This window comes from Sphingomonas sp. PvP055 (genome assembly GCF_040546365.1).
Classification (GTDB): Bacteria; Pseudomonadota; Alphaproteobacteria; order Sphingomonadales; family Sphingomonadaceae; genus Sphingomonas; species Sphingomonas echinoides_A.
On the sequence record NZ_JBEPNS010000001.1, the window covers coordinates 999,883 to 1,018,443 of the forward strand.

Annotated in this window: 22 protein-coding genes and 2 pseudogenes; 14 read left to right on the forward strand and 10 right to left on the reverse strand. The window is 67.0% G+C overall.

Translation table 11 applies throughout. The annotated features are described in order from the left end of the window. Positions 1 to 89: 89 nt before the first annotated feature. The 4 genes from mce to ABIC16_RS04970 all read right to left on the reverse strand — a co-directional run bounded on the left by mce (position 90) and on the right by ABIC16_RS04970 (position 2,812). The gene (gene mce / locus ABIC16_RS04955; RefSeq protein WP_354290252.1) at positions 90 to 512 is read right to left on the reverse strand and encodes a methylmalonyl-CoA epimerase; all 423 of its coding nucleotides are present in this window, start codon (positions 510 to 512) and stop codon (positions 90 to 92) included. A gap of 4 nt (positions 513 to 516) precedes the next feature. After that, positions 517 to 1,053, reverse strand: coding sequence for a hypothetical protein (locus ABIC16_RS04960; RefSeq protein WP_354290253.1), 537 nt, complete (start codon positions 1,051 to 1,053; stop codon positions 517 to 519). Between the two features lie 3 nt (positions 1,054 to 1,056). Beyond that, positions 1,057 to 2,067 (reverse strand): cobaltochelatase subunit CobS, encoded by a 1,011-nt coding sequence (gene cobS / locus ABIC16_RS04965; protein ID WP_010162485.1) that lies wholly within the window; start codon positions 2,065 to 2,067, stop codon positions 1,057 to 1,059. Positions 2,068 to 2,131: 64 nt separating this feature from the next. Then, a complete protein-coding gene (locus ABIC16_RS04970; RefSeq protein WP_354290254.1) occupies positions 2,132 to 2,812 on the reverse strand; it encodes a winged helix-turn-helix transcriptional regulator in 681 nt (226 codons plus the stop codon). 66 nt (positions 2,813 to 2,878) lie between these two features. On the opposite strand from ABIC16_RS04970, the gene ABIC16_RS04975 reads away from it, so the two are divergent. The 5 genes and pseudogenes from ABIC16_RS04975 to ABIC16_RS04995 all read left to right on the forward strand — a co-directional run bounded on the left by ABIC16_RS04975 (position 2,879) and on the right by ABIC16_RS04995 (position 5,717). Then, the gene (locus tag ABIC16_RS04975) at positions 2,879 to 3,298 is read left to right on the forward strand and encodes a VOC family protein (RefSeq protein ID WP_354290255.1); all 420 of its coding nucleotides are present in this window, start codon (positions 2,879 to 2,881) and stop codon (positions 3,296 to 3,298) included. A 37-nt stretch (positions 3,299 to 3,335) separates the two neighbouring features. Beyond that, positions 3,336 to 4,010, forward strand: coding sequence for a glutathione S-transferase family protein (locus ABIC16_RS04980; RefSeq protein WP_354290256.1), 675 nt, complete (start codon positions 3,336 to 3,338; stop codon positions 4,008 to 4,010). Continuing rightward, the gene (locus tag ABIC16_RS04985) at positions 4,007 to 4,363 is read left to right on the forward strand and encodes a DUF1428 domain-containing protein (RefSeq protein ID WP_354290257.1); all 357 of its coding nucleotides are present in this window, start codon (positions 4,007 to 4,009) and stop codon (positions 4,361 to 4,363) included. The genes ABIC16_RS04980 and ABIC16_RS04985 overlap by 4 nt, the downstream gene beginning before the upstream one ends. A gap of 23 nt (positions 4,364 to 4,386) precedes the next feature. After that, positions 4,387 to 5,169: a VOC family protein gene (locus tag ABIC16_RS04990; RefSeq protein ID WP_354290258.1), complete on the forward strand. Its 783-nt coding sequence runs from the start codon at positions 4,387 to 4,389 to the stop codon at positions 5,167 to 5,169. A 73-nt stretch (positions 5,170 to 5,242) separates the two neighbouring features. After that, positions 5,243 to 5,717, forward strand: a pseudogene (locus ABIC16_RS04995) (SRPBCC family protein). A gap of 12 nt (positions 5,718 to 5,729) precedes the next feature. On the opposite strand, the gene ABIC16_RS05000 reads toward ABIC16_RS04995, so the two are convergent. Beyond that, a complete protein-coding gene (locus ABIC16_RS05000) occupies positions 5,730 to 6,338 on the reverse strand; it encodes a J domain-containing protein (RefSeq protein WP_354290259.1) in 609 nt (202 codons plus the stop codon). A 41-nt stretch (positions 6,339 to 6,379) separates the two neighbouring features. Between ABIC16_RS05000 and ABIC16_RS05005 the strand changes: the two genes are divergently transcribed. The 5 genes from ABIC16_RS05005 (at position 6,380) to ABIC16_RS05025 (ending at position 9,760) form a co-directional block, all read left to right on the forward strand. Beyond that, positions 6,380 to 6,679, forward strand: a complete 300-nt coding sequence (locus ABIC16_RS05005; RefSeq protein ID WP_277967976.1) for a BolA family protein — start codon at positions 6,380 to 6,382, stop codon at positions 6,677 to 6,679. Continuing rightward, positions 6,676 to 7,392: a glutathione S-transferase gene (locus tag ABIC16_RS05010; RefSeq protein WP_354290260.1), complete on the forward strand. Its 717-nt coding sequence runs from the start codon at positions 6,676 to 6,678 to the stop codon at positions 7,390 to 7,392. The genes ABIC16_RS05005 and ABIC16_RS05010 overlap by 4 nt, the downstream gene beginning before the upstream one ends. Continuing rightward, on the forward strand, positions 7,389 to 7,835 hold the full coding sequence (locus ABIC16_RS05015; protein WP_354290261.1) for an NUDIX hydrolase: 447 nt from the start codon (positions 7,389 to 7,391) through the stop codon (positions 7,833 to 7,835). The genes ABIC16_RS05010 and ABIC16_RS05015 overlap by 4 nt, the downstream gene beginning before the upstream one ends. Then, complete coding sequence (locus ABIC16_RS05020; RefSeq protein WP_354290262.1) at positions 7,832 to 8,734, forward strand: pirin family protein; 903 nt, start codon at positions 7,832 to 7,834, stop codon at positions 8,732 to 8,734. The genes ABIC16_RS05015 and ABIC16_RS05020 overlap by 4 nt, the downstream gene beginning before the upstream one ends. A 144-nt stretch (positions 8,735 to 8,878) precedes the next feature. Continuing rightward, the gene (locus ABIC16_RS05025) at positions 8,879 to 9,760 is read left to right on the forward strand and encodes an alpha/beta fold hydrolase (RefSeq protein ID WP_354290263.1); all 882 of its coding nucleotides are present in this window, start codon (positions 8,879 to 8,881) and stop codon (positions 9,758 to 9,760) included. A 26-nt stretch (positions 9,761 to 9,786) separates the two neighbouring features. Here the strand turns inward: ABIC16_RS05025 and ABIC16_RS05030 are convergent, their stop codons facing one another. Beyond that, complete coding sequence (locus ABIC16_RS05030; protein ID WP_354290264.1) at positions 9,787 to 10,887, reverse strand: DUF2332 domain-containing protein; 1,101 nt, start codon at positions 10,885 to 10,887, stop codon at positions 9,787 to 9,789. Positions 10,888 to 10,972: 85 nt separating this feature from the next. Between ABIC16_RS05030 and hisG the strand changes: the two genes are divergently transcribed. Beyond that, entirely contained in the window at positions 10,973 to 11,635 is a 663-nt protein-coding gene (gene hisG / locus ABIC16_RS05035; protein WP_354290265.1) for an ATP phosphoribosyltransferase, read from the forward strand. A gap of 130 nt (positions 11,636 to 11,765) precedes the next feature. Next, on the forward strand, positions 11,766 to 13,052 hold the full coding sequence (hisD, locus tag ABIC16_RS05040; RefSeq protein ID WP_354290266.1) for a histidinol dehydrogenase: 1,287 nt from the start codon (positions 11,766 to 11,768) through the stop codon (positions 13,050 to 13,052). 123 nt (positions 13,053 to 13,175) lie between these two features. Here the strand turns inward: hisD and ABIC16_RS05045 are convergent. From ABIC16_RS05045 to ABIC16_RS05060, 4 genes and pseudogenes are all read right to left on the reverse strand, one after another. Then, positions 13,176 to 13,466 (reverse strand): annotated as a pseudogene (locus tag ABIC16_RS05045) (response regulator); the annotation flags it as partial. Then, positions 13,463 to 13,624 (reverse strand): hypothetical protein, encoded by a 162-nt coding sequence (locus tag ABIC16_RS05050; protein ID WP_354290267.1) that lies wholly within the window; start codon positions 13,622 to 13,624, stop codon positions 13,463 to 13,465. The pseudogene ABIC16_RS05045 and the gene ABIC16_RS05050, both read right to left, overlap by 4 nt. Next, a complete protein-coding gene (locus tag ABIC16_RS05055) occupies positions 13,578 to 15,959 on the reverse strand; it encodes a CHASE3 domain-containing protein (protein ID WP_354290268.1) in 2,382 nt (793 codons plus the stop codon). Before ABIC16_RS05055 ends, ABIC16_RS05050 begins: the two co-directional genes overlap by 47 nt. Next, positions 15,956 to 16,621 carry a response regulator gene (locus tag ABIC16_RS05060; RefSeq protein WP_354290269.1) on the reverse strand — a complete coding sequence of 222 codons (666 nt, stop codon included), beginning with the start codon at positions 16,619 to 16,621 and terminating at the stop codon, positions 15,956 to 15,958. Before ABIC16_RS05060 ends, ABIC16_RS05055 begins: the two co-directional genes overlap by 4 nt. Before the next feature lie 260 nt (positions 16,622 to 16,881). Here ABIC16_RS05060 and ABIC16_RS05065 point away from each other — a divergent pair, with 260 nt between their 5' ends. Continuing rightward, on the forward strand, positions 16,882 to 17,391 hold the full coding sequence (locus ABIC16_RS05065) for a response regulator (protein ID WP_354290270.1): 510 nt from the start codon (positions 16,882 to 16,884) through the stop codon (positions 17,389 to 17,391). A 191-nt stretch (positions 17,392 to 17,582) separates the two neighbouring features. Then, positions 17,583 to 18,560 (forward strand): hypothetical protein, encoded by a 978-nt coding sequence (locus ABIC16_RS05070; RefSeq protein ID WP_354290271.1) that lies wholly within the window; start codon positions 17,583 to 17,585, stop codon positions 18,558 to 18,560. The last annotated feature ends 1 nt before the right edge of the window (position 18,561 follow it).

The following is an 18,561-nucleotide window of genomic DNA, read 5'->3' on the forward strand; positions in this document are numbered from 1 at the left end:
ACGGTCCGGACTCGCGGAGGGCTGGATCCTGAAACGCGTTCAGGATGACGGATAGGGGGCGGCCAACTGAGGAGGAGCGGCGCAAGCCGTCAGCCGTGGTTGCCGCAGGGCGTTTCCATCAGTTCGACCAGCACGCCCCCCATGTCGCGCGGGTGGACGAAGACGATCGGCGTGCCGTGCGCGCCGATGCGGGGTTCGCCGAGAATCGTCGCGCCCTTCGCCTTGAGATTGGCGACCGCGGCGTGGATGTCGGGGACTTCGAAGCAGACGTGGTGCTGCCCGCCCGCCGGGTTCTTGCGGAGGAACCCCGCGATCGGCGAGCTGTCGTCATACGGTTCGATCAGCTCGATCTGCGTGTTGGGGGTGTCGATGAAGCACACCTTCACGCCTTGCGCGGGGAGATCGAACGGTTCGCCGATCCGCGTCGCGCCCATCAGGTCGCGGTAGACGGCGATCGACTTCTCGATCGATGGCGTCGCCACGCCGACATGGTTGAGGCGGCCGAGCTGCATCGCTTTATTCCTCGTCAGCGGTTGCCGTAGTGACCGCCGCCGCCGTCGGCGTTGGAAGCGGGACCGCCGAACGCGGCGGGACGACGCCCAGTTGGTACCCGCAGGCGCTCAGCACGCGCGTGACCGGCGCGTCGGTCGGCGGGCCGGTGAACGTGACGTCGACCGGCGTATTGTCGGGGTTAATCACCCGGACCTTGATCGCCTTGCCATGCGCGATCTGCGCCGCGAGCGTGGTGACGATCGCATCCTGGCTGGTGAACGCGCCGCTGCCCGGGAATTGCCAGTTGGCGCCGAGCCAGCCATTGTCGTCGATGTTCATCGACACCGGGCGCGGTTGCGCCGCGGGAAAGCCACCGCGCGGAATGAACTGGATCGAGACGATCTTTTCCTTGGCGGCATCACATCGCACCACCAGCCGCGCCTTGCCGTCGTCGGACCAGACCGACGTCGAGGTCGCCGTGCTCGCCGCGCCGACCTTGGTCGTCACCAGCCACGGCACCGGGGGCGTGGCGGCGACTTGCAAGAGCAGGGCGAGCAGCATGGCTTACTTCACGCCCGCGCCGACGACGCTCTCGGGCAAGTCCTTGCCGAACACGCGCTGGTAATATTCCGCCACCAGCGACCGCTCGGTCTCGTCGCACTTGTTGAGGAACGACAAGCGGAACGCGAAGCCGACATCGCCGAAGATCAGCGTGTTCTGCGCCCAGGTGATGACCGTGCGGGGGCTCATCACGGTCGAGATGTCGCCGTTCATGAAGCCGCGGCGGGTGAGATCCGCGACGCGGACCATGTTCTCGACCTCGGCCTTGCCGGTGGGCTTGTCATATTCGCCCGACTTGGCGAGCACGATCCGCGCCTCGACTGCCGCGGGCAGATAGTTGAGCGTGACGACGATGTTCCAGCGGTCCATCTGGCCCTGATTGATCTGCTGCGTGCCATGATACAGGCCCGACGTATCGCCAAGACCGACCGTGTTGGCGGTCGCGAACAGGCGGAAATACGGGTTAGGGCGGATCACCCGATTCTGGTCGAGCAGGGTCAGCTTGCCCTCGGTCTCGAGCACGCGCTGGATCACGAACATCACGTCGGGGCGGCCCGCGTCATATTCGTCGAATACGAGCGCGGTCGGGGTCTGCAACGCCCAGGGGAGCAGACCTTCGCGGAATTCGGTGACCTGCTGGCCATCGCGCAGCACGATCGCGTCGCGGCCGACCAGATCGATCCGGCTGATGTGCGCGTCGAGGTTGATGCGGATGCACGGCCATTTGAGGCGCGCCGCGACCTGTTCGATGTGCGTCGACTTGCCGGTGCCGTGATAGCCCTGGACCATCACGCGGCGGTTGTGCGCGAAGCCCGCGCAGATCGCGAGCGTGGTCGGCGCATCGAACACATAGGCCGGGTCGAGATCGGGAACGCGCTCGTCGGCTTCGCTGAACGCGGGGACTTCCATGTCCGAATCGATCCCGAACAGATCGCGGACTTTCACCATGCGATCGGGCGCATCGAGGATCGTCGTCTCGCGGCTGTCTGGCTGGGTGTTGGGGATATCGGTCATGAGGGGGGCGCTCTTACAGAAGGTCCGCCCTCCCTAGCCGTTCGGGGCGCGCCAAGTCGAGCCGTCAGTTGCATCCGATCTTTGGCGGAAGTTCGAAAAACGTGCAGAAACGCGCGGCCAGCGCGACATCGCCGCTGACCGCAAGGCGCCCCTGCGCAACCATGTCCGGCAAGGGGGTGGTGCCGAACAGCGCGGGCAGGAACGCGTTGGGCTCGCCCGAAAGCACGGCATTGGCGTGGTCGATCATGCCGCGTTCGATCAGCACCGTGCCGTCCACGATACGCGCGCCATAAGCGTCATTGCCCATGCGAAACCCGATCGTCGCGTCGAAGCCGTCGGTACGCTCGGGCAGGAGCATCATGCGAAGCGCGAGCATCAGCGAGACGGGCGAAAACGGCAGCGAGGGATCATGCGCCGGGGAGCGGAGCGCCCAGCGTCCGAGCGCCATGACGATCGGTTCGGCTTCCAAGCCCCACGGCGTCAGCGCATAGACCTGAACAGCCGCGGGGGGCGGCGCGCTTTCCCGCGTCAGGATGCCAGCGGCTTCAAGCGTTTGCAGCCGCTGTGTCAGGACGTTCGCGCTCACGCCCGGCAGGCCGTCGCGGATCTCGCCGAAACGACGCGGGCCGAGCAGGAGCTCCCGCACGATCAGCAGCGCCCAGCGTTCACCGAGGAACTCGAGCGCGAGCGCGGTTCCGCAGGCGTCGCCATACCAACGCTTCGTGGTTATCTTTTCTAACTTCATGGTTGTTTTTGCTAACCAGTCGGAGCAGACTTTGCAAACGACGAGTCGCAAAGGGGAGAGTGCGCCGTGGCGAAGGGAATCTTCATCAGCCTGCCGGTTGCGGACGTGGCGCGTTCGACCGCGTTCTACGAGGCGATCGGCTGCACGCGCGATCCGCGTTTCTCCGGCGACCAGGCGGCAGCGATGGTCTGGTCGGATACGATCACCTTCATGCTCGCGCGTCACGACTTCTACGGCACCTTGACCACGAAACCGATCGCAGATGTCGCCGCGACCAGCGCCGCGCTGTTCGCGCTGTCGTGCGATACGCGGGACGCGGTCGACACGTTCGCCGCGCGGGCGATCGCCGCTGGGGGCCGAGAGGTCCATGGCGCGGAAGACCACGGCTTCATGTACTCGCGCGGGGTCGAGGATCCCGACGGCCATGGGTTCGGGCCGGTATGGATGGATGAGGCGGCGACGGACGCTGCCATGGAACTGGCCTGACCGCGCTTTAACGCGACTGACATCAGGAGAGGATCGCATGACGCCGAGTATCACGACCTTCCGGTGGGTTCCGCCCTTTGCCTGCGGGCACGTGCGGGATATTCGGGCCCGCTGGGCTTTCGAAGAAACCGGCATCGCGTATCGCGTAGACCTGGTGGACAGCGCCAAGACCCCCGAACATCGCGCGTTCCAGCCGTTCGGGCAGGTGCCGACCTATCGCGACGATACGGTCGCTTTGTTCGAATCGGGGGCAATCGTGCTCCATATCGCGCGGCAGGCCCCGGGGTTGCTGCCGCCCGATCCGGCCGGGCAGGCACGTGCCGAGCAATGGGTGATCGCGGCGCTCAATTCGGTCGAGCCGTTCGCCAACGATCTGGTGATGGTCGACCTGTTCCAGGCGGACGAGCCGTGGTCGGCGATGCGGCGCCCGGCGGTGGTCGAGGCGCTGCAGACGCGGCTTGGCGATCTTGCCGCGGCGCTGGCCGACAAGCCGTTCCTCGACGATGCGTTCAGCGCAGGGGATCTGATCATGGCGTGCGTGCTGCGGATCGTGCCGCGCGACGCGATCCTCTCGGGCTATCCGACTCTGCTTGCCTATCTCGATCGCTGTACCGTGCGCCCTGCCTTTCAGAAGGCGCTGGCGGACCAGCTTGCGCTGTATGCGCCCGCGTCCGATGCGCCTGCTCCAGTGGCGGAAGGGGTCCTCGCATGACCTACGTCGATGGCCTGGTCATTCCCGTCAGGGCGGGGACCGACAGCGCGGGCTATGCGCGTTTTGCCGAGGCGATCGCGCCGATCTTTCGCGACCATGGCGCGACGCGCGTCGTGGAAGGCTGGGCGGACGACGTGCCGGACGGAAAGCAGACCGACTTCCGGCGCGCGATCCAGGCGGGCGACGGCGAGACGGTCGTGTTCTCGTGGATCGAATGGCCCGACAAGGCGACCCGCGACATGGGCATGGCAAAGGTGCGCGCGGATCCGCGGATGGTTTCGACCGGCGTCGAGATGCCGATCGACGGCGCGCGGATGATTTTCGGCGGCTTTCAAGTGGTGCTCGACTGCTGATCGACCTGGGGAGGGGAACGACGATGACAAACGCCTATGGCACGCCGATCTGGTATGAACTGGTCAGCCCCGATCCCGGTGCTTCGCGCACCTTTTACGACAAGGTGCTCGGGTGGGAGATCGAGGCCGAAGCGCCGGAAGGCATGGATTATCGCATGATCGCGACCGGGTCCGGCAATGTCGGCGGGGTGATGCGGCTGACCGCCGAAATGGCGACGGGCGGCGCGACGCCGAAATGGCTGTTCTACATCGGGGTCGAGGATGTCGACGCGACCGCCGCGGCGGTCACCGCTGCGGGGGGCGCGGTCCTGATGGCGCCGTGGAGCCTTCCCGGCATTGGCCGCATGGCGGTGGTCGCGGATCCGCAGGGCATACCTTTCTATATCATGCGCGGCGATAGCGATGAAGCGAGCACCGCGTTCGATGGCGCGGGCATTGGCAAATGCGCCTGGAACGAACTGGTCACGTCAAATCAGGCGTCGGCCAACACGTTCTACGCCAAGCTGTTCGGCTGGACCTATCCGGACAAGATGACGATGTCGGGGGATCTGGGCGACTATGTCTTCGTCCATGCCGCGGACGGCGAGATCGGCGCGACCATGCAGCGTCAAAGTCCGGAGCAGACATTGGGCTGGCAATTCTACTTTCGCGCTCCCGATATCGAAGCATCGGCGGCGGCAGTGCGCGACGGCGGCGGGGCCGTGCTGATGGGGCCGCACGAAGTTCCGGGCGGAGACCGCATCATCGTCGCGACCGACCCACATGGAGTGGCCTTCGGCGTGGTCGCGTCCGCCGTACCCGCATGACCGTGACGCTCCCCCGCTAGCGGGGGCGCACTCGACCGCGACGGAACTGCCATCCAGGGTGAGGAAAGAATCCATGTCGAGCTGTGCCGTTTCCCCGACTCCCGTGCACGAACTGCGGATCACGCGCCTGATCGACGCACCGCGGGAAGCGGTGTGGCGGGCTTGGACCGATCACCTTGCCGAATGGTGGTGCCCCGAGCCGTGGACCGTGGAAATCGTCGAGCAGGATGCGCGACCCGGCGGTCGCTCGGCGATGATCATGCGCGGGCCGGCGGGCGAGGTCATGCCGCAGGAAGGGGTGTTCCTCGAGATCGTTCCGATGGAAAGGATCGTTTTCACCGACGCCTTCACCAAGGGATGGATTCCGGCCGGACCGTTCATCGTCGGCTTCATGGAATTCGCCGACGAAGCGGGGAAGACACGCTATTCCGCGGGCGCCCGGCCACTGGACCGAAGAGGCGTGCGCGCAGCACGAGGCGATGGGGTTTACCGAAGGCTGGTCCAAGGTGGCCGAACAGCTGGAAGCGGTCGCCAAGCGGATAGCGTGATTAGCCGCGCGGTCACGCGAACGCGGGTGCGCCCTTTAACTGCGTATAGGCGCTGATCACGTCCTGCAGCTTGGATTCGAAGCTGCGGTCACCGCCGTTGCGATCCGGGTGATAGCGCCGCACCAGCTCGGCATAGCGTTCCCGCAATGCGCGCCGGTCGACGTCGGTCGCGAGCCCCAGCACCTTGAGCGAGCGCCGGTCCGCTTCGGACAACGGTCGCCCGTCCTTACGCTGTGCCTCTGCCGCACGGCGGAAACGCGCGCCGATCGCGTCGAGCGGATCGTGGAAATCGGACCATTTCGGCGGCACGTCCGCGCCCGAATGCGCGAACGCGCGCGTTTCGCGTTCCCATCCGGAGAAGGGCCGTTGCTGTTGCTGGATCTCGTCGGGGCTCATGCCGGAGAAGAAGTTGTAGCGCGCGTTGAACGCACGAACATGCTCGAGGCAGAACCAGCGATACGGTCGCGGCCCCTCGAACCCGTTCGCCGGGCCGTCTTCCGGAGGCGCGCGGAATTCGCCCGCTTCGGTGCAACCGGGATAAGAGCACGGGCGTCCGGTCCCCTCCACGCGACCGTGGAAGCGAGCATTGGGTCGGTCTTTCTTTTCGGATTCGCGCGCCACGCAGGCTCCCTGAGGATGCAAAAGCGCCCTATATAGGCGCGATGATCGAACCTTCCAGCACCGCCGCCCCCTCGATTCCTCTGGTCAAGGAGATCGAGAATCGACTGAATTCAGCGCTTTCTCCAACGCGTCTCGACATCAGCAACGACAGTGCGCAGCATGCCGGGCACATGGGGGACGACGGCACGGGCGAATCGCACTTTTCGGTGACGATCGAAGCCCCCGCTTTCACCGGCCTCTCCCGGGTGCAGCGGCAGCGGCTGGTCAACCAGGCGCTGGCGGATCTGCTGCGCGATCGCATTCATGCCCTTGCGATCCGCGCGAGGGCTCCGGGAGAATGAGCGTGCGCTACGGGCTGTGGTATTGGCCGAGTATCCAGGGACGCGGCGAGTTCATCCGCCTGCCGCTCGAGGCCGCGGGGATCAATTATGTCGATTGCGCGCGCGAACAGGGCGCGGAGGCGCTGGTCGCCAATCTGGAGAAGCACGCCGCGAAGCGCGGGTCGTTCGCGCCGCCGTATCTCGAACTCGACGGGATGGTGATCGGTCAGGTCGCCAACATCCTGCTGTATCTGGGCGAGCGGCATCAGCTCGCGCCGTCCAATATGGCGGACCGGTTGTGGCTCAACCAGTTGCAGCTGACGATGTCCGACATGGTCGCGGAGGTCCACAACGTCCACCATCCGGTCGACATGATGGCCTATTACGAGGACCAGAAGACCGCCGCGCTGGGCGCCGCCGATGGGTTTCGCGACGAGCGGATCCCGAAATTCTTCCAGCATTTCGAACAGGCTGCGGCGTCGCATAGTGGGGACTGGCTGGTCGACCATCGCTGGACCTACGCCGACACGTCACTGTTCCAGATCGTCGAGGGGCTGCGCTACATGTTCCCCAAGCGGATGGCGGCGATCGAGGCGGACTATCCGCGCGTGATCGCGATCCGCGATCAGGTCGCCGAACTCCCTGGGATCAGGGCATATCTCAAGAGCGAGCGGCGCGTGCCGTTCTCGACCGAGGGCATTTTCCGTCGCTATCCTGAGCTGGACGGGGAATGACGGAACGTGCCCTGCGTCCGGCGGCGCGGATCCTGTTGCGCGATGCGGCGGACCGGGTGCTGCTGTTCCGCTTCGATCCCGACGATCGCCCGCCGTTCTGGTGCACGCCGGGCGGCGCGCTCGACCCGGGGGAGGATTATGCGACCGCGGCGCGGCGGGAATTGATCGAGGAAACCGGGATTTACGCCGATCCCGGGCCCGAAGTGCTGCAACGCGACGTCGAGTTCATCACGATCGAGGGCGTGCCGGTCAGCGCGGACGAGCGGTATTTCCACGTGCGGACGGACGCCGATGCGATCGATACGACCGGGCACACCGCGCTCGAACAGCGAGTGATGACGCGCTGGCGGTGGTTCACCGCCGATGAACTGGCGGCCCTCGACGAACCGTATTTTCCGAGCGATCTCAGCGAGATCCTCCTGGCACTGGAGCCTGACTCGTGACCAATGACGATCTGATCCTCCAGACGATTACCCCGGTGACGCATGACCTCGGCGGGTTCAAGGTGCATCGGACCTTGCCGTCGCGGCCGCGGACGATGGTGGGGCCGTTCATCTTTTTCGACCAGATGGGGCCGGCGGTGCTCAGCGTGGGCGAGGGGATCGACGTGCGGCCGCATCCGCATATCAACCTTGCTACAGTGACTTACCTATTTGCAGGCGCGATCGACCATCGCGATTCGGTCGGGAGTCTGGCGACGATCGAGCCGGGCGCGGTCAATTTGATGACGGCGGGGAGCGGGATCGTCCACAGCGAGCGGTCGCCCTCGGCCGAGCGGGCGCAAGGGCCTGAATTGTCAGGGATTCAAACGTGGATCGCGCTTCCTGAAAAGGACGAGGAGATGGACCCGGCGTTCGAGCATGTCCCGCGCGACAAACTGCCGGTCGTGGAGACGCCGGGGGCGAAAGCGCGCGTCGTTATGGGTCGTTTATGGGGCGTTTCGGCGCCGACCACCACCTATGCGAGCACGATTTACGCCGATATCCTGCTGGAACCGGGCGGTTCCGTGCCGATCGATCCGGCCGCCGACGAGCGCGCGCTGTACGTCGCGATGGGCGAGGCGACGCTCGACGGGATGACGCTCGAACCGATGACGCTGTATGTAATGCGTCCGGGGATCGCGGCAACCTTGCGGTCGGCATCGGGCGGGCGCGTGACCTTGTGCGGGGGCGAGGCGTTCACGACGCCGCGGCATGTGTGGTGGAACTTCGTCTCGTCGCGGCGCGACCGGATCGACGAGGCCAAGCGCGCGTGGACTGCGGGCGAGTTCGCGCGGGTGCCGGGGGATGAGAAGGAATGGATCCCGATTCCGGCAGTGCCGAAAACGGTTAGCTATCCTTGAGCTGACTTGAAGCCCCTCTCCTTTAGGGGAGGGGTTGGGGTGGGGCGGTGTCTCATCGAGAGGCCGGTCTGGCTGGACTTCCCCACCCCCAACCCCTCCCCTGAAGGGGAGGGGCTTTAGAAGAATTGAAAAGGGAGAGAGACAGTGGTTGAGGACCTGCACCGGATCGAGCTTCCCACCGGCGTGACGCTCGATGTCGCCACCGCGGGCGACCCGGGCAAGCCGCCGGTCATCCTGCTCCATGGCTTCCCCGAATCGCACCGCACCTGGCGCGAGGTGATGCCCGAGCTCGCGCGCGACCATTTCGTCGTCGCGCCCGACCAGCGCGGGTTTGCGCGGTCGTCCAAGCCGGCAAACGTCAGCGATTATACCCCCGACAAGATCGTCGCCGACCTGCTCGCGCTCGCGGACCATTTCGGGATCGCGGCGTTCACGCTGGTCGGCCATGACTGGGGCGGCGCGATCGCGTGGATGGCGGCGTTGCAGAACCCCGCGCGGATCACCCGGCTCGTCATCATCAACGCGCCGCACCCGTTCGTCTTCCAGCGGACGCTGTTCGACGACATGGCGCAGCGCGAAGCCAGCCAGTACATCCGCGCGTTCCGCAATCCCGACATCGAGAAGCATGTCGAGGGGATCGGCCTGTCGGCGTTCTTCGACGGCAGCTTCGCCAAGCATGCCGATGCCGCCAGGATCGCGGACGAGAAACCGATCTATCTCGACCAGTGGAGCCAGCCCGGCGCGCTGACCGCGATGCTCAACTGGTATCGCGCGAGCGCGATCATCGTGCCCGCGATGGACGAGACGCCCGAGCGGCCCGCGTTCCTCGACGCGCCGTTCCCGCCGGTGCGGCAGCCGACGCTGGTGCTCTGGGGGATGAAGGACGTGGCGTTGCTGCCGAGCCAGCTCGAGGGGCTCGACGCGTTGGTGCCGGATCTGACGGTGCGGCAGGTCGACGCTGGGCATTTCGTGCCGTGGGAGAATGCGCCGGCGGTGGTCGCGGCGATCCGGGAATGGCTGGGGTAGGGCGCGCTACCTGGCGTTCCCTCCGCTCAGACCGCGATTCTCGCCGCCTCGGGCAACGCCACCAACGGCGCATCGCCATTCCCCCCGCCGGTATTCACCCAAGTCCCATGCGCATGCGCGGTCGCGAGCGGTTCCCACGCGCCATCCCCCGGCCAGCTCCGCGCGCGGATGATCTGGTGGCCGAGCGCTCGGTCGGGCTCCATCGTCACCCAGCCGAGCGGGCGGTCAGGCGTGGCGCGTGCGCCCGCCGCCTGCATCGCCACGCGGATCCGCTCCGCGACCGGCTCGGGCAGATATTGCCACACGACCGAATGCATCAGCACCCGCGTCACCCCCGCCGCCTGCGGTTCGGCGAGCCGTGCCTCGACCCAGTCGGCGGCATCCGCGCGGACCAGATCGACCCCGCGCTCCCCCAGCATCGCGATCGCGGTGCGGACGCGGGCGAGCCGTTCGGGTGTCTCGGGCCAGACATAGGCCGCGAGCCGCGCGGCGACCGTCGGGTCGGTCGCGTCCGCCGGCTGGATGTCGCAACCGCGCACCGACACGATATCGAGCGGGACGAACCTGGCAGGGGGACCCGACCATTCGGGGCGGATCGTCACGGGCGAGTCCGCAGGGCCATAGAGCGTCCCGCCGAGATCGAAGCGATAGCGATCGATCAACAGGTTCAGCCCCGCGCTCGACCCGATTTCGAGCAGCTCGATCTTCGGCCCGTGCCGCTGCGCCAGCGCGATCACCCCGAGCATCAGCGCGCCCGAGCGCCCTGGTTCGTTGGTTTGCGGCGGGCCATCGAGCCACGGGAGTAACGCCGCGGCATGCTCCGCGAACACGCGTTCGAGCGTCGCGCTGATGGCGGCGGGATCGGTCACGCGGCCCGCATAGACCTCCGCCAGCCCGGCATCCTGCCCCGCCAGCACGAGCGCGTGCAGCCCGCCGAACAGCCGCAAGGGCAGCGCATCGCGAGTCGGCTCGCCCGGCCAGTCGAGGATGCGCGCGCCGATCGGGCTGGCGCGCGTGACGCCTGCCGCTACCGCCGCGCACATCCGGGCGTAGATCGGCGCGCCGTTGCGCTCGCAATAGTGTTGCTGGATCAGGAAGGCGCCGCGGTTGGTCTGTTCGTCGGCCATTGAACCAATCCTTTTTGCGCGGCGTTTGGTGGTCTCTCGGGTGTTGTTGCGCCCACCCCCCCGCCCAAGTAAAGCCCCGACCCATATGGCCGATCCGATCATCATCGCCGTCCCCAAGGGGCGTATCCTGTCCGAAGCGGTTCCCTTGCTGGAACGTGCTGGAATCGTTCCCGAAGCGGCGTTCCGCGACCCGGAGTCGCGCGCGTTGCGCTTCACCACCAACAATCCGGGGATCGACCTGATCCGCGTGCGCGCGTTCGACGTCGCGACGTTCGTCGCACATGGCGCGGCGCAACTCGGGATCGTCGGGTCGGACGTGCTGGCGGAGTTTGACTATTCCGAACTGTACGCGCCGGTCGATCTCGGGATCGGGCATTGCCGGCTGTCGGTCGCCGAACCTGCCGATCTCGCGGCGCATGACGACCCGCGCGGGTGGAGCCACGTGCGGATCGCGACCAAATATCCGCATGTCACCGAAGCGCATTTCGCCGCGCGGGGCGTGTCGGCGGAGTGCGTCAAGCTGAACGGCGCGATGGAGCTGGCGCCGCTGCTCGGGCTGGCGCCGCGGATCGTCGATCTGGTGTCGTCGGGGCGGACGCTGAAAGAGAACGGGTTGGTCGAGGTCGAGGTGATCTGCGAGGTTACCAGCCGGCTGATCGTCAACCGCGCGGCGTTCAAGACGCGCGGGCAGATCGTGCCGCTGGTCGAGGCGTTTCGCCGGGCGGTTGCGCAGGAGATGGCGGCGTGAGTGTGCTTTCTTTGCTTAAGCCCCTCCCCTTTAGGGGAGGGGTTGGGGTGGGGCCGTGCCTGTTATCAACGGCATGTCTGCTGGACTGCCCCACCCCCAGCCCCTCCCCTGAAGGGGAGGGGAGCTTAGTATGATCCGGCTTTCCACTTCCGAACCTGGGTTCGACCGCGCGTTCGAAACCCTCGTCAACGCGCGGCGGGAGGCCGACGCGGATGTCGCGCGCGATGTCCGGACGATCATCTCCAGCGTCCGTGACGAAGGCGATGCCGCGCTCCACGCGTTCACGCGCAAGTTCGATCAGCACGATCTCAACGAGACCGGCTGGCGGATCGAACGCGCGGAGTGGCTCGCCGCGTATGAAGCGCTGACGCCTGAATTGCGCGATGCGCTCGATCTCGCCGCGGCGCGGATCCGGACGTATCACGAGAAGCAGAAACCCGCGGACAGCGACACGACCGACGATGCGGGCGTGCGGCTCGGCGCGCGGTGGAATGCGGTCGCGGCGGCGGGGCTGTATGTTCCTGGTGGGCGCGCGGCCTATCCCTCGTCGGTGCTGATGAACGCAATCCCCGCCAAGGTCGCAGGGGTCGACCGGCTGGTGATGGTCACGCCGACCCCCAAGGGTGAGGTCAACCCGCTGGTGCTCGCGGCGGCGCATGTTGCCGGCGTCGACGAGATGTGGCGGATTGGCGGCGCGCAGGCGGTGGCGGCGCTCGCTTATGGTACCGGGCGGATCGGCGCGGTCGATGTCGTGACGGGGCCGGGCAACGCCTGGGTCGCGGAGGCGAAGCGGCAGTTGTACGGCGTGGTCGGGATCGACATGGTCGCGGGACCGTCCGAAATCTTGGTCGTTGCGGACGGCAAGAACCGCGCGGACTGGATCGCCGCCGACCTGCTGTCGCAAAGCGAGCATGACCCGACCAGCCAGTCGATCCTGTTCACCGACGACGCCGCCTTCGCGCGCGCGGTCGCGGAGGCGGTCGATCTGCAGATCGGTACGCTCTCGACCGCCAAGGTCGCGCGCGCGGCGTGGGATGCGAACGGCGCGATCATCGTGACCGCGAGCCTCGAGGAAGCGCTACCGCTGGTCGACCGGCTGGCGCCCGAGCATCTCGAACTCGCGTGCGACGATCCGCAGGCACTGTTCGATCGCGTGCGGCATGCCGGATCGGTGTTCCTGGGGCGGCATACCCCGGAAGCGATCGGCGATTATGTCGCGGGGCCGAACCATGTGTTGCCGACCGGGCGGCGCGCGCGCTTCTCGAGCGGGTTGTCGGTGCTCGACTTCATGAAGCGGACGAGCTTTCTCGAGCTGGGCGTGCAAGGGCTGGCGGCGATCGGGCCGGCGGCGGTGGCGCTGGCCGAGGCCGAGGGGTTGCCCGCGCATGCGCGGTCGGTGGCGTTGCGGCTGGGGTAAGCGGGAACCCCGGCCCCGGACTATCGCGGCGCGGCTTCGATCAGGCGTCGCACGGTTTCCGGCGAGGTCGATCGGGTCGAACGGCTTGAGGATGACGCCGACCGCGTCGTCCAGCTCTGGCCGGCTGGCATCGCTATCGTGTCCGCGCGCGGTCATGAACAGGGTTGGCGTGCGGCCGAGCCCCGATCGCGTGCGTAACGCGGCGAGGAGCGTGATCCCGTCCATGTCCGGCATCATCAGGTCCAAGATGATCGCGTCGGGGCGCCACGGATCCGCATCGATCCGCCGCAGCGCTTCCGTGCCCGAACCCACGGCGCGGACTTCGATTGCAGGATCGAGCGAAAGCGCGAGGCCGACGATCGTGCGGATGTCGGCGTCGTCGTCGACATACAGGATCCGCAGCGGCGTGGTCATGCCGCCATCCGCGATTCGAGAATCCGGCGGACCGTGGCCCTGAGATCGGGAAGGGTTTCGCGCGATTTGACCAGAACGGCATCCACCTTGCGCGCCGCTTCGGGCGCGATTTCATGCGCGGTGAAGATGATCGTCGGGATCGCCGGGCCCCTGCGCATCGACCAGCATCGGGAGCAGGCACAGCCCGGAGCCGTCGGGCAGATGCAGGTCGAGGATGACGAGGTCGGGGCGCTCGGTTTCGATCAGCAGACGGGCCGTCGCGAGGTCGGTGGCCTTGAGCACGCGCGCGTCGGGGTGCAGCGCGGTCTCGGCGACGGCGAGCACGTCCTCGTCGTCCTCCACGTGCAGGATCGTCGCGCGCGGACTGCCGGACCGACCGGTCGCGCGGTCGATCGCATCGCCGAGCCGTCGCGGATCGACCGGTTTTACCAGCCAGTCGACCAGATCCAGCGGAACGGAAACGTCGACGGCGCTACGGTCCGAGGCCGAGACGATGATGATCGGCAGGGTCGCCGTACCGTCGGCGGTACGCAACGACCGGGCGAGCGAGAGGCCGCTTTCGTCGGGAAGATGGAGATCGAGCAGCAGCGCCGCGAACCGGCGAGTCGCCACCGCATCGCGCGTGGCGCGCGCGGTTTCGACGCGCTCTGCGGCATAACCGAACTCCGACACCATCGTCTCGAGCATACGCCCCACCGTGACATCATCCTCGCAGATCAGAACGCACGGTTTCGAAGACGGCTCCGCCGCTGTTTCGGTCGAGGGCTGCAGAGCGATCGCGAAGGCGAAGCGCGACCCGCCGGCGGGGCGATCCTCGAACCAGATGTGCCCGTCATGCCGCGCGACGATCTCGCGCGAGATCGCGAGCCCAAGCCCGGTGCCGACGCCCTGCTGGCCATCGGCGCGCTCGAACCGGCCGAAGATGCGGTCGCGGAACGCAACGGGGACGCCGATGCCCTCGTCATCCACCGTGACGATCGCCTTGCCGGTCCCCGCGTCAATCCGCAGCCCGATCTGGACGATGCCGCCGGTCGGCGACGCGCGGACCGCGTTGGAGACGAGGTTGGTGATGACCTGCAGCAAACGGTCCGCATCGCCGAGCACGAGCGCTTGCGTTTCGGGCAGCGCGCACGCGATCTGCACCGATTCCGCCGCCGCGAGGCCCTGGCTGCCGAGTGCCGCCCGGTCGACCACCCCCGCCAGATCGATCACGCTGCGCGCGAGTTGCAGCGTGCCCGACTGAATCCGATCGATGTCGAGCATGTCGTTGATCAACCGGATCAGCCGCCGCGAATTGTTCTCGGCGATCTCGATCAGCCGCGCCGCGGGTTCGGGAATCGCTCCCGCCGAACCGGCGCGCAGCAGCCCCAGCGCGCCGACCACCGACGTCAGCGGCGTCCGCAGTTCGTGGCTGACGGTGCTCATCAGCGCATCCTTCATCCGCTCGATCCGCTTGCGTTCGGACACGTCGCGCGCGGACACCACGATGTGCGCGCCGTCGGGCAGATGGATCACACCGAGCGTGACGTCGACCGTGATCGCGTGGCCGTCGCGGTGCACGACGGTACGGTCTGGACGATACGGCTGCGCGAGCGGATCGCCGGTCGCGCGCAGCCGTTCCAGGATCGTACCGGACCCGCGAATACCGCCGGTGACGGTCGTGACGTCGCGGCCGATCAGCTCCTCGGGAGCATAACCCAGCAGGGTCGACGCGGCGCGATTGATCGTCTCGATCCGACCGGCAGGATCGATGATCGCGATCGCGTCGACCGTGCTGTCCAGGATCGTGCGGTTGCGCTTGGCCGCGTCATACGCCTCGCGCCGTGCCGCATACCGCGCGCCGCTCTGCCGCCAGAAGGCGATCGCCGTGACAAGCGTGATGACTGCCAGGACGACGATTCCGACCCAGATGGTCATCAGGCTCGCATCGGTCCCGCGCTGAAAGGCCGCGAGGCTGCGATCCCGCCGTTCCCCGGCGGAAGCGACGATACTTTCGGAGAGCGCCCGCATTTGCCCCATCAGCGTCGCCCCGTCGCCACGCGCCACCCGCTGCGCCGCCGCGTCGAGCCCGTTGTCGCGACGGAGCGCGATGACCCCGTCCATCTCCGAGAACTTGGCCGCTGCCAGGCTGTGCATGGCGTGGAGCCGGTCATGCTGGGCAGGGTCGCTTCGCAGATCGTGATCGAGTTCCGCCAGGCTGACGAACACGGATTTGCGCGCCGCGGCGTAATTGGCGAGGAACCGGTCCTCGCCGGTAATGACGAACCCGCGTTGCCCGGATTCGGCGTCGGCGATCCGCGGAATCAGCGTTGCGGCGATGGCACGCCGCTCATAGGCGGTCCGCGCGGCGTCGCGCAGCGTATCGCTGGTCGAATATTGATAGTGCAGCCCCGCCGCCATCAGCATCAGCAGCAGCGGGCCGGTCAGCGCGGCCAGGATAAAGCGCGTGGCATCGGGCGGTGCGGGGATCGTGGGGTCGCGCGGGGCGCTCATAGAGGCTCGGCCGCGGCGGCGGCCCCCAGTAACGGCTGCATCGCGAGCAATGCCTGCGCGCGGTTGGTGACGCCGAGCTTGCGGAAGATCGCCGACATGTGCGCTTTCACGGTCGCTTCGGTGATGCCGAGGTCCCCCGCGATCTGTTTGTTGAGCCGCCCGTCCGCCAGCGCGAGCATCACCTTCAACTGCGCGCCCGACAGCGTCGATATCAGATCGCGCGCGGGCCGGGCGGGGCTGGCGTCATGATCGGCGGTGGCGTGGTTTTTTTCCGGAAAGACCGGCTTCCCCGCGACGATCTCGCGCAGGGCGGCGGTCAGCCGGTCGAGCGGCCAGCTCTTCGACAGGAACCCGACCGCGCCGAGCGCCTGTGCCGCTTCGATGACCGAAGACTCGCGGTTCGACGAAACGAACGCGATGGGGGTTGCGCCCAGCAAATGCTGCAAGTGCAGCAATCCCGAGAAGCCGCGCGAGTCGGGAAGCATGAAGTCGAGTAAAACGAGCCGGTATCCCTTGCGGCGCTGCGCAATCACGCGGCCAGCTTCTTCGATGGATCCGGCCGTATCAATCATGACACCGGGAACAGCGAGCTTGACCGCCAGCATCAAGCCTTCGCGTATCAACGGATGATCATCCGCGATCAATACATGCCCCGCCACCATTGCGCGTAAGATCTCCCGGGATAGTCCTCGTAAGAGGGTGAACTTTTCGGTACGGGTAAATGAGGGTACGCACTTCGTAAACCGAGATCAATGTCTTGAAACAAGAAGTTGATAAAGCTGAATGGCCGGTCTGCACTATTGTTCCCGGCGTCGGTAAAAGGGTCCGGTCCACGGATTTCCTTCAAGAAGTGGTAGCAGATTGGTTTGCCACCGACTGCTTGACCATTGCCTCGGCGATCGCGAATCTGGCTGTGCGGCCGGTGCCAGACCTCGTCATCGTCATGCTGGACGAGCGTCCCCGCGACCATCTGCTGCTGGCGCGACAGATCCGCGCACTGCCGGGCCCGATCGGCACGGTTCCTGTTCTGGCGTACGCTACTGCCGACCTCGACGAGACGGTGCTGCGGGACAATGGGATCGATGCCGTGTTGCCGACCCGGTGCAGCTTCGCGGAAATCGCGGATACGGTCGCCGGTTGGAGCCCGGCCGGATGGCTAGATGGGATCACGCGGCTTGCTGCTGCCTTTGGTGCTGCCGAAATCGCCCCGATCGTCGCGGCCTTCCATACCCAGATTGGTGAGGCGGTTGCCGAGCTCGACCATTGCACCAACCGCACCACCGCGCATCAGATCGCCGGGATTGCCGGAACGCTGGGGTTTCACCGACTCGGGCAAAGCTGGCTTGCGGTGTCCGAAGGCGACGAAACGATGCGCGATTCCGCCAGGCGCGACGCGCGTGTCGCGCTGCACGCTCTTAACCGCCCCCGTTAGGCACGACGCCTCACCAACACCGCGCATCCGCACGAAAGCTTCGTCCAGTTTCGACCAGGCGCCGGGATCGAAAAGAATAGCAAACCTTCTCCAGGCGTTAGACTTTGGTCGCAGATCATCGTCCGCATCATCCGCAAGTAGGATCGCATTAACCTCGCCCAGCTTGAGTGCCGTTAGCGCAACGGTGGGCGATGAACGTGCAACTCGGGAAGGGCAGCGACAGGAACAACAGGCGGTACGCGCCGGGTTGCTTCGTCGCGTCTGCCGCCGCCGCAGTCCTTACGGCTACGCCTGCACTGGCCGCGACGCAGGCCGGCAGCGCGATTGCCAATACCGCGACGCTGACCGCGACGACCGACGGCGGCGTGCCGCAGTCGCTGAGTTCCAATACAGTCACGCTCACGACCGCAGAGATCCTGGACGTCACGATCGCCGCCGACCGCGCGACGGCGGAAACGCGCGGTGGCGAGACGGTCGCGGTCGGCTTCGTCGTCACCAACACGGGTAACGGGCAGGAAGACTATACCGTCGTTTTCGGCAGCGGATCTTCGGGCGTAGCGGTCGATCGGCTCGTCATCGATAGCGATGGGGACGGCGTCTATACCGCGGCGACGGATCGGTCGCTCGCGCCGGGCACTGCGGTATCGCTCGCGCCGGGGCAGAAGACGCGGGTCTTCGTCCTGCTCGATGGCGCGCAAGTCGGCGCCGCCGCCACGATCACCGCGACCGCCACCGCGCGGACCGGAAGCGGTGCGCCGGGGACGGTCTATCCCGCCGCGGGCGACGCGGGCGGTGACGCGGTCGTCGGCGCGACCAGTGCGACTGCCAGCGCGACGACGCAGCTCGGCCCGACGGCGGGCGTGCCGATGCTCGCCAAGTCGCAGAGCGTGCTGTCCCCCGACGGCGGCGCGCGCGCGGTGCCGGGCGCGATCGTGACCTATCGGTTGCTCGCGAGCTTCCCGGCCGCGACTCGCGGCGTGGTGATCGACGACGCGATCCCGGCGGGCACGACGTACGTCGCGGGCAGCCTCAAGCTCGACACCGTCAGCCTGTCCGATGCGAACGACGGCGACGCGGGGAGTGCCGGCGCAACCGCGATCCGCGTCGCGCTCGGCGACGTGCCCGCGGCGGCAAGCCGCGACATCCAGTTCAGTGTGAAAATCCAGTGAG

What these genes read in the sequence shown, in the direction of transcription:
- mce (WP_354290252.1), bottom strand. Translation starts at nt 512, where the DNA reads ATGCAGCTCGGCCGCCTCAACCATGTCGGCGTGGCGACGCCATCGATC.
- ABIC16_RS04960 (WP_354290253.1), bottom strand. Translation starts at nt 1,053, where the DNA reads ATGCTGCTCGCCCTGCTCTTGCAAGTCGCCGCCACGCCCCCGGTGCCG.
- cobS (WP_010162485.1), bottom strand. Translation starts at nt 2,067, where the DNA reads ATGACCGATATCCCCAACACCCAGCCAGACAGCCGCGAGACGACGATC.
- ABIC16_RS04970 (WP_354290254.1), bottom strand. Translation starts at nt 2,812, where the DNA reads ATGAAGTTAGAAAAGATAACCACGAAGCGTTGGTATGGCGACGCCTGC.
- ABIC16_RS04980 (WP_354290256.1), top strand. Translation starts at nt 3,336, where the DNA reads ATGACGCCGAGTATCACGACCTTCCGGTGGGTTCCGCCCTTTGCCTGC.
- ABIC16_RS04985 (WP_354290257.1), top strand. Translation starts at nt 4,007, where the DNA reads ATGACCTACGTCGATGGCCTGGTCATTCCCGTCAGGGCGGGGACCGAC.
- ABIC16_RS04990 (WP_354290258.1), top strand. Translation starts at nt 4,387, where the DNA reads ATGACAAACGCCTATGGCACGCCGATCTGGTATGAACTGGTCAGCCCC.
- ABIC16_RS05005 (WP_277967976.1), top strand. Translation starts at nt 6,380, where the DNA reads ATGATCGAACCTTCCAGCACCGCCGCCCCCTCGATTCCTCTGGTCAAG.
- ABIC16_RS05010 (WP_354290260.1), top strand. Translation starts at nt 6,676, where the DNA reads ATGAGCGTGCGCTACGGGCTGTGGTATTGGCCGAGTATCCAGGGACGC.
- ABIC16_RS05015 (WP_354290261.1), top strand. Translation starts at nt 7,389, where the DNA reads ATGACGGAACGTGCCCTGCGTCCGGCGGCGCGGATCCTGTTGCGCGAT.
- ABIC16_RS05030 (WP_354290264.1), bottom strand. Translation starts at nt 10,887, where the DNA reads ATGGCCGACGAACAGACCAACCGCGGCGCCTTCCTGATCCAGCAACAC.
- hisG (WP_354290265.1), top strand. Translation starts at nt 10,973, where the DNA reads ATGGCCGATCCGATCATCATCGCCGTCCCCAAGGGGCGTATCCTGTCC.
- hisD (WP_354290266.1), top strand. Translation starts at nt 11,766, where the DNA reads ATGATCCGGCTTTCCACTTCCGAACCTGGGTTCGACCGCGCGTTCGAA.
- ABIC16_RS05050 (WP_354290267.1), bottom strand. Translation starts at nt 13,624, where the DNA reads ATGCGCAGGGGCCCGGCGATCCCGACGATCATCTTCACCGCGCATGAA.
- ABIC16_RS05055 (WP_354290268.1), bottom strand. Translation starts at nt 15,959, where the DNA reads ATGAGCGCCCCGCGCGACCCCACGATCCCCGCACCGCCCGATGCCACG.
- ABIC16_RS05060 (WP_354290269.1), bottom strand. Translation starts at nt 16,621, where the DNA reads ATGGTGGCGGGGCATGTATTGATCGCGGATGATCATCCGTTGATACGC.
- ABIC16_RS05070 (WP_354290271.1), top strand. Translation starts at nt 17,583, where the DNA reads ATGAACGTGCAACTCGGGAAGGGCAGCGACAGGAACAACAGGCGGTAC.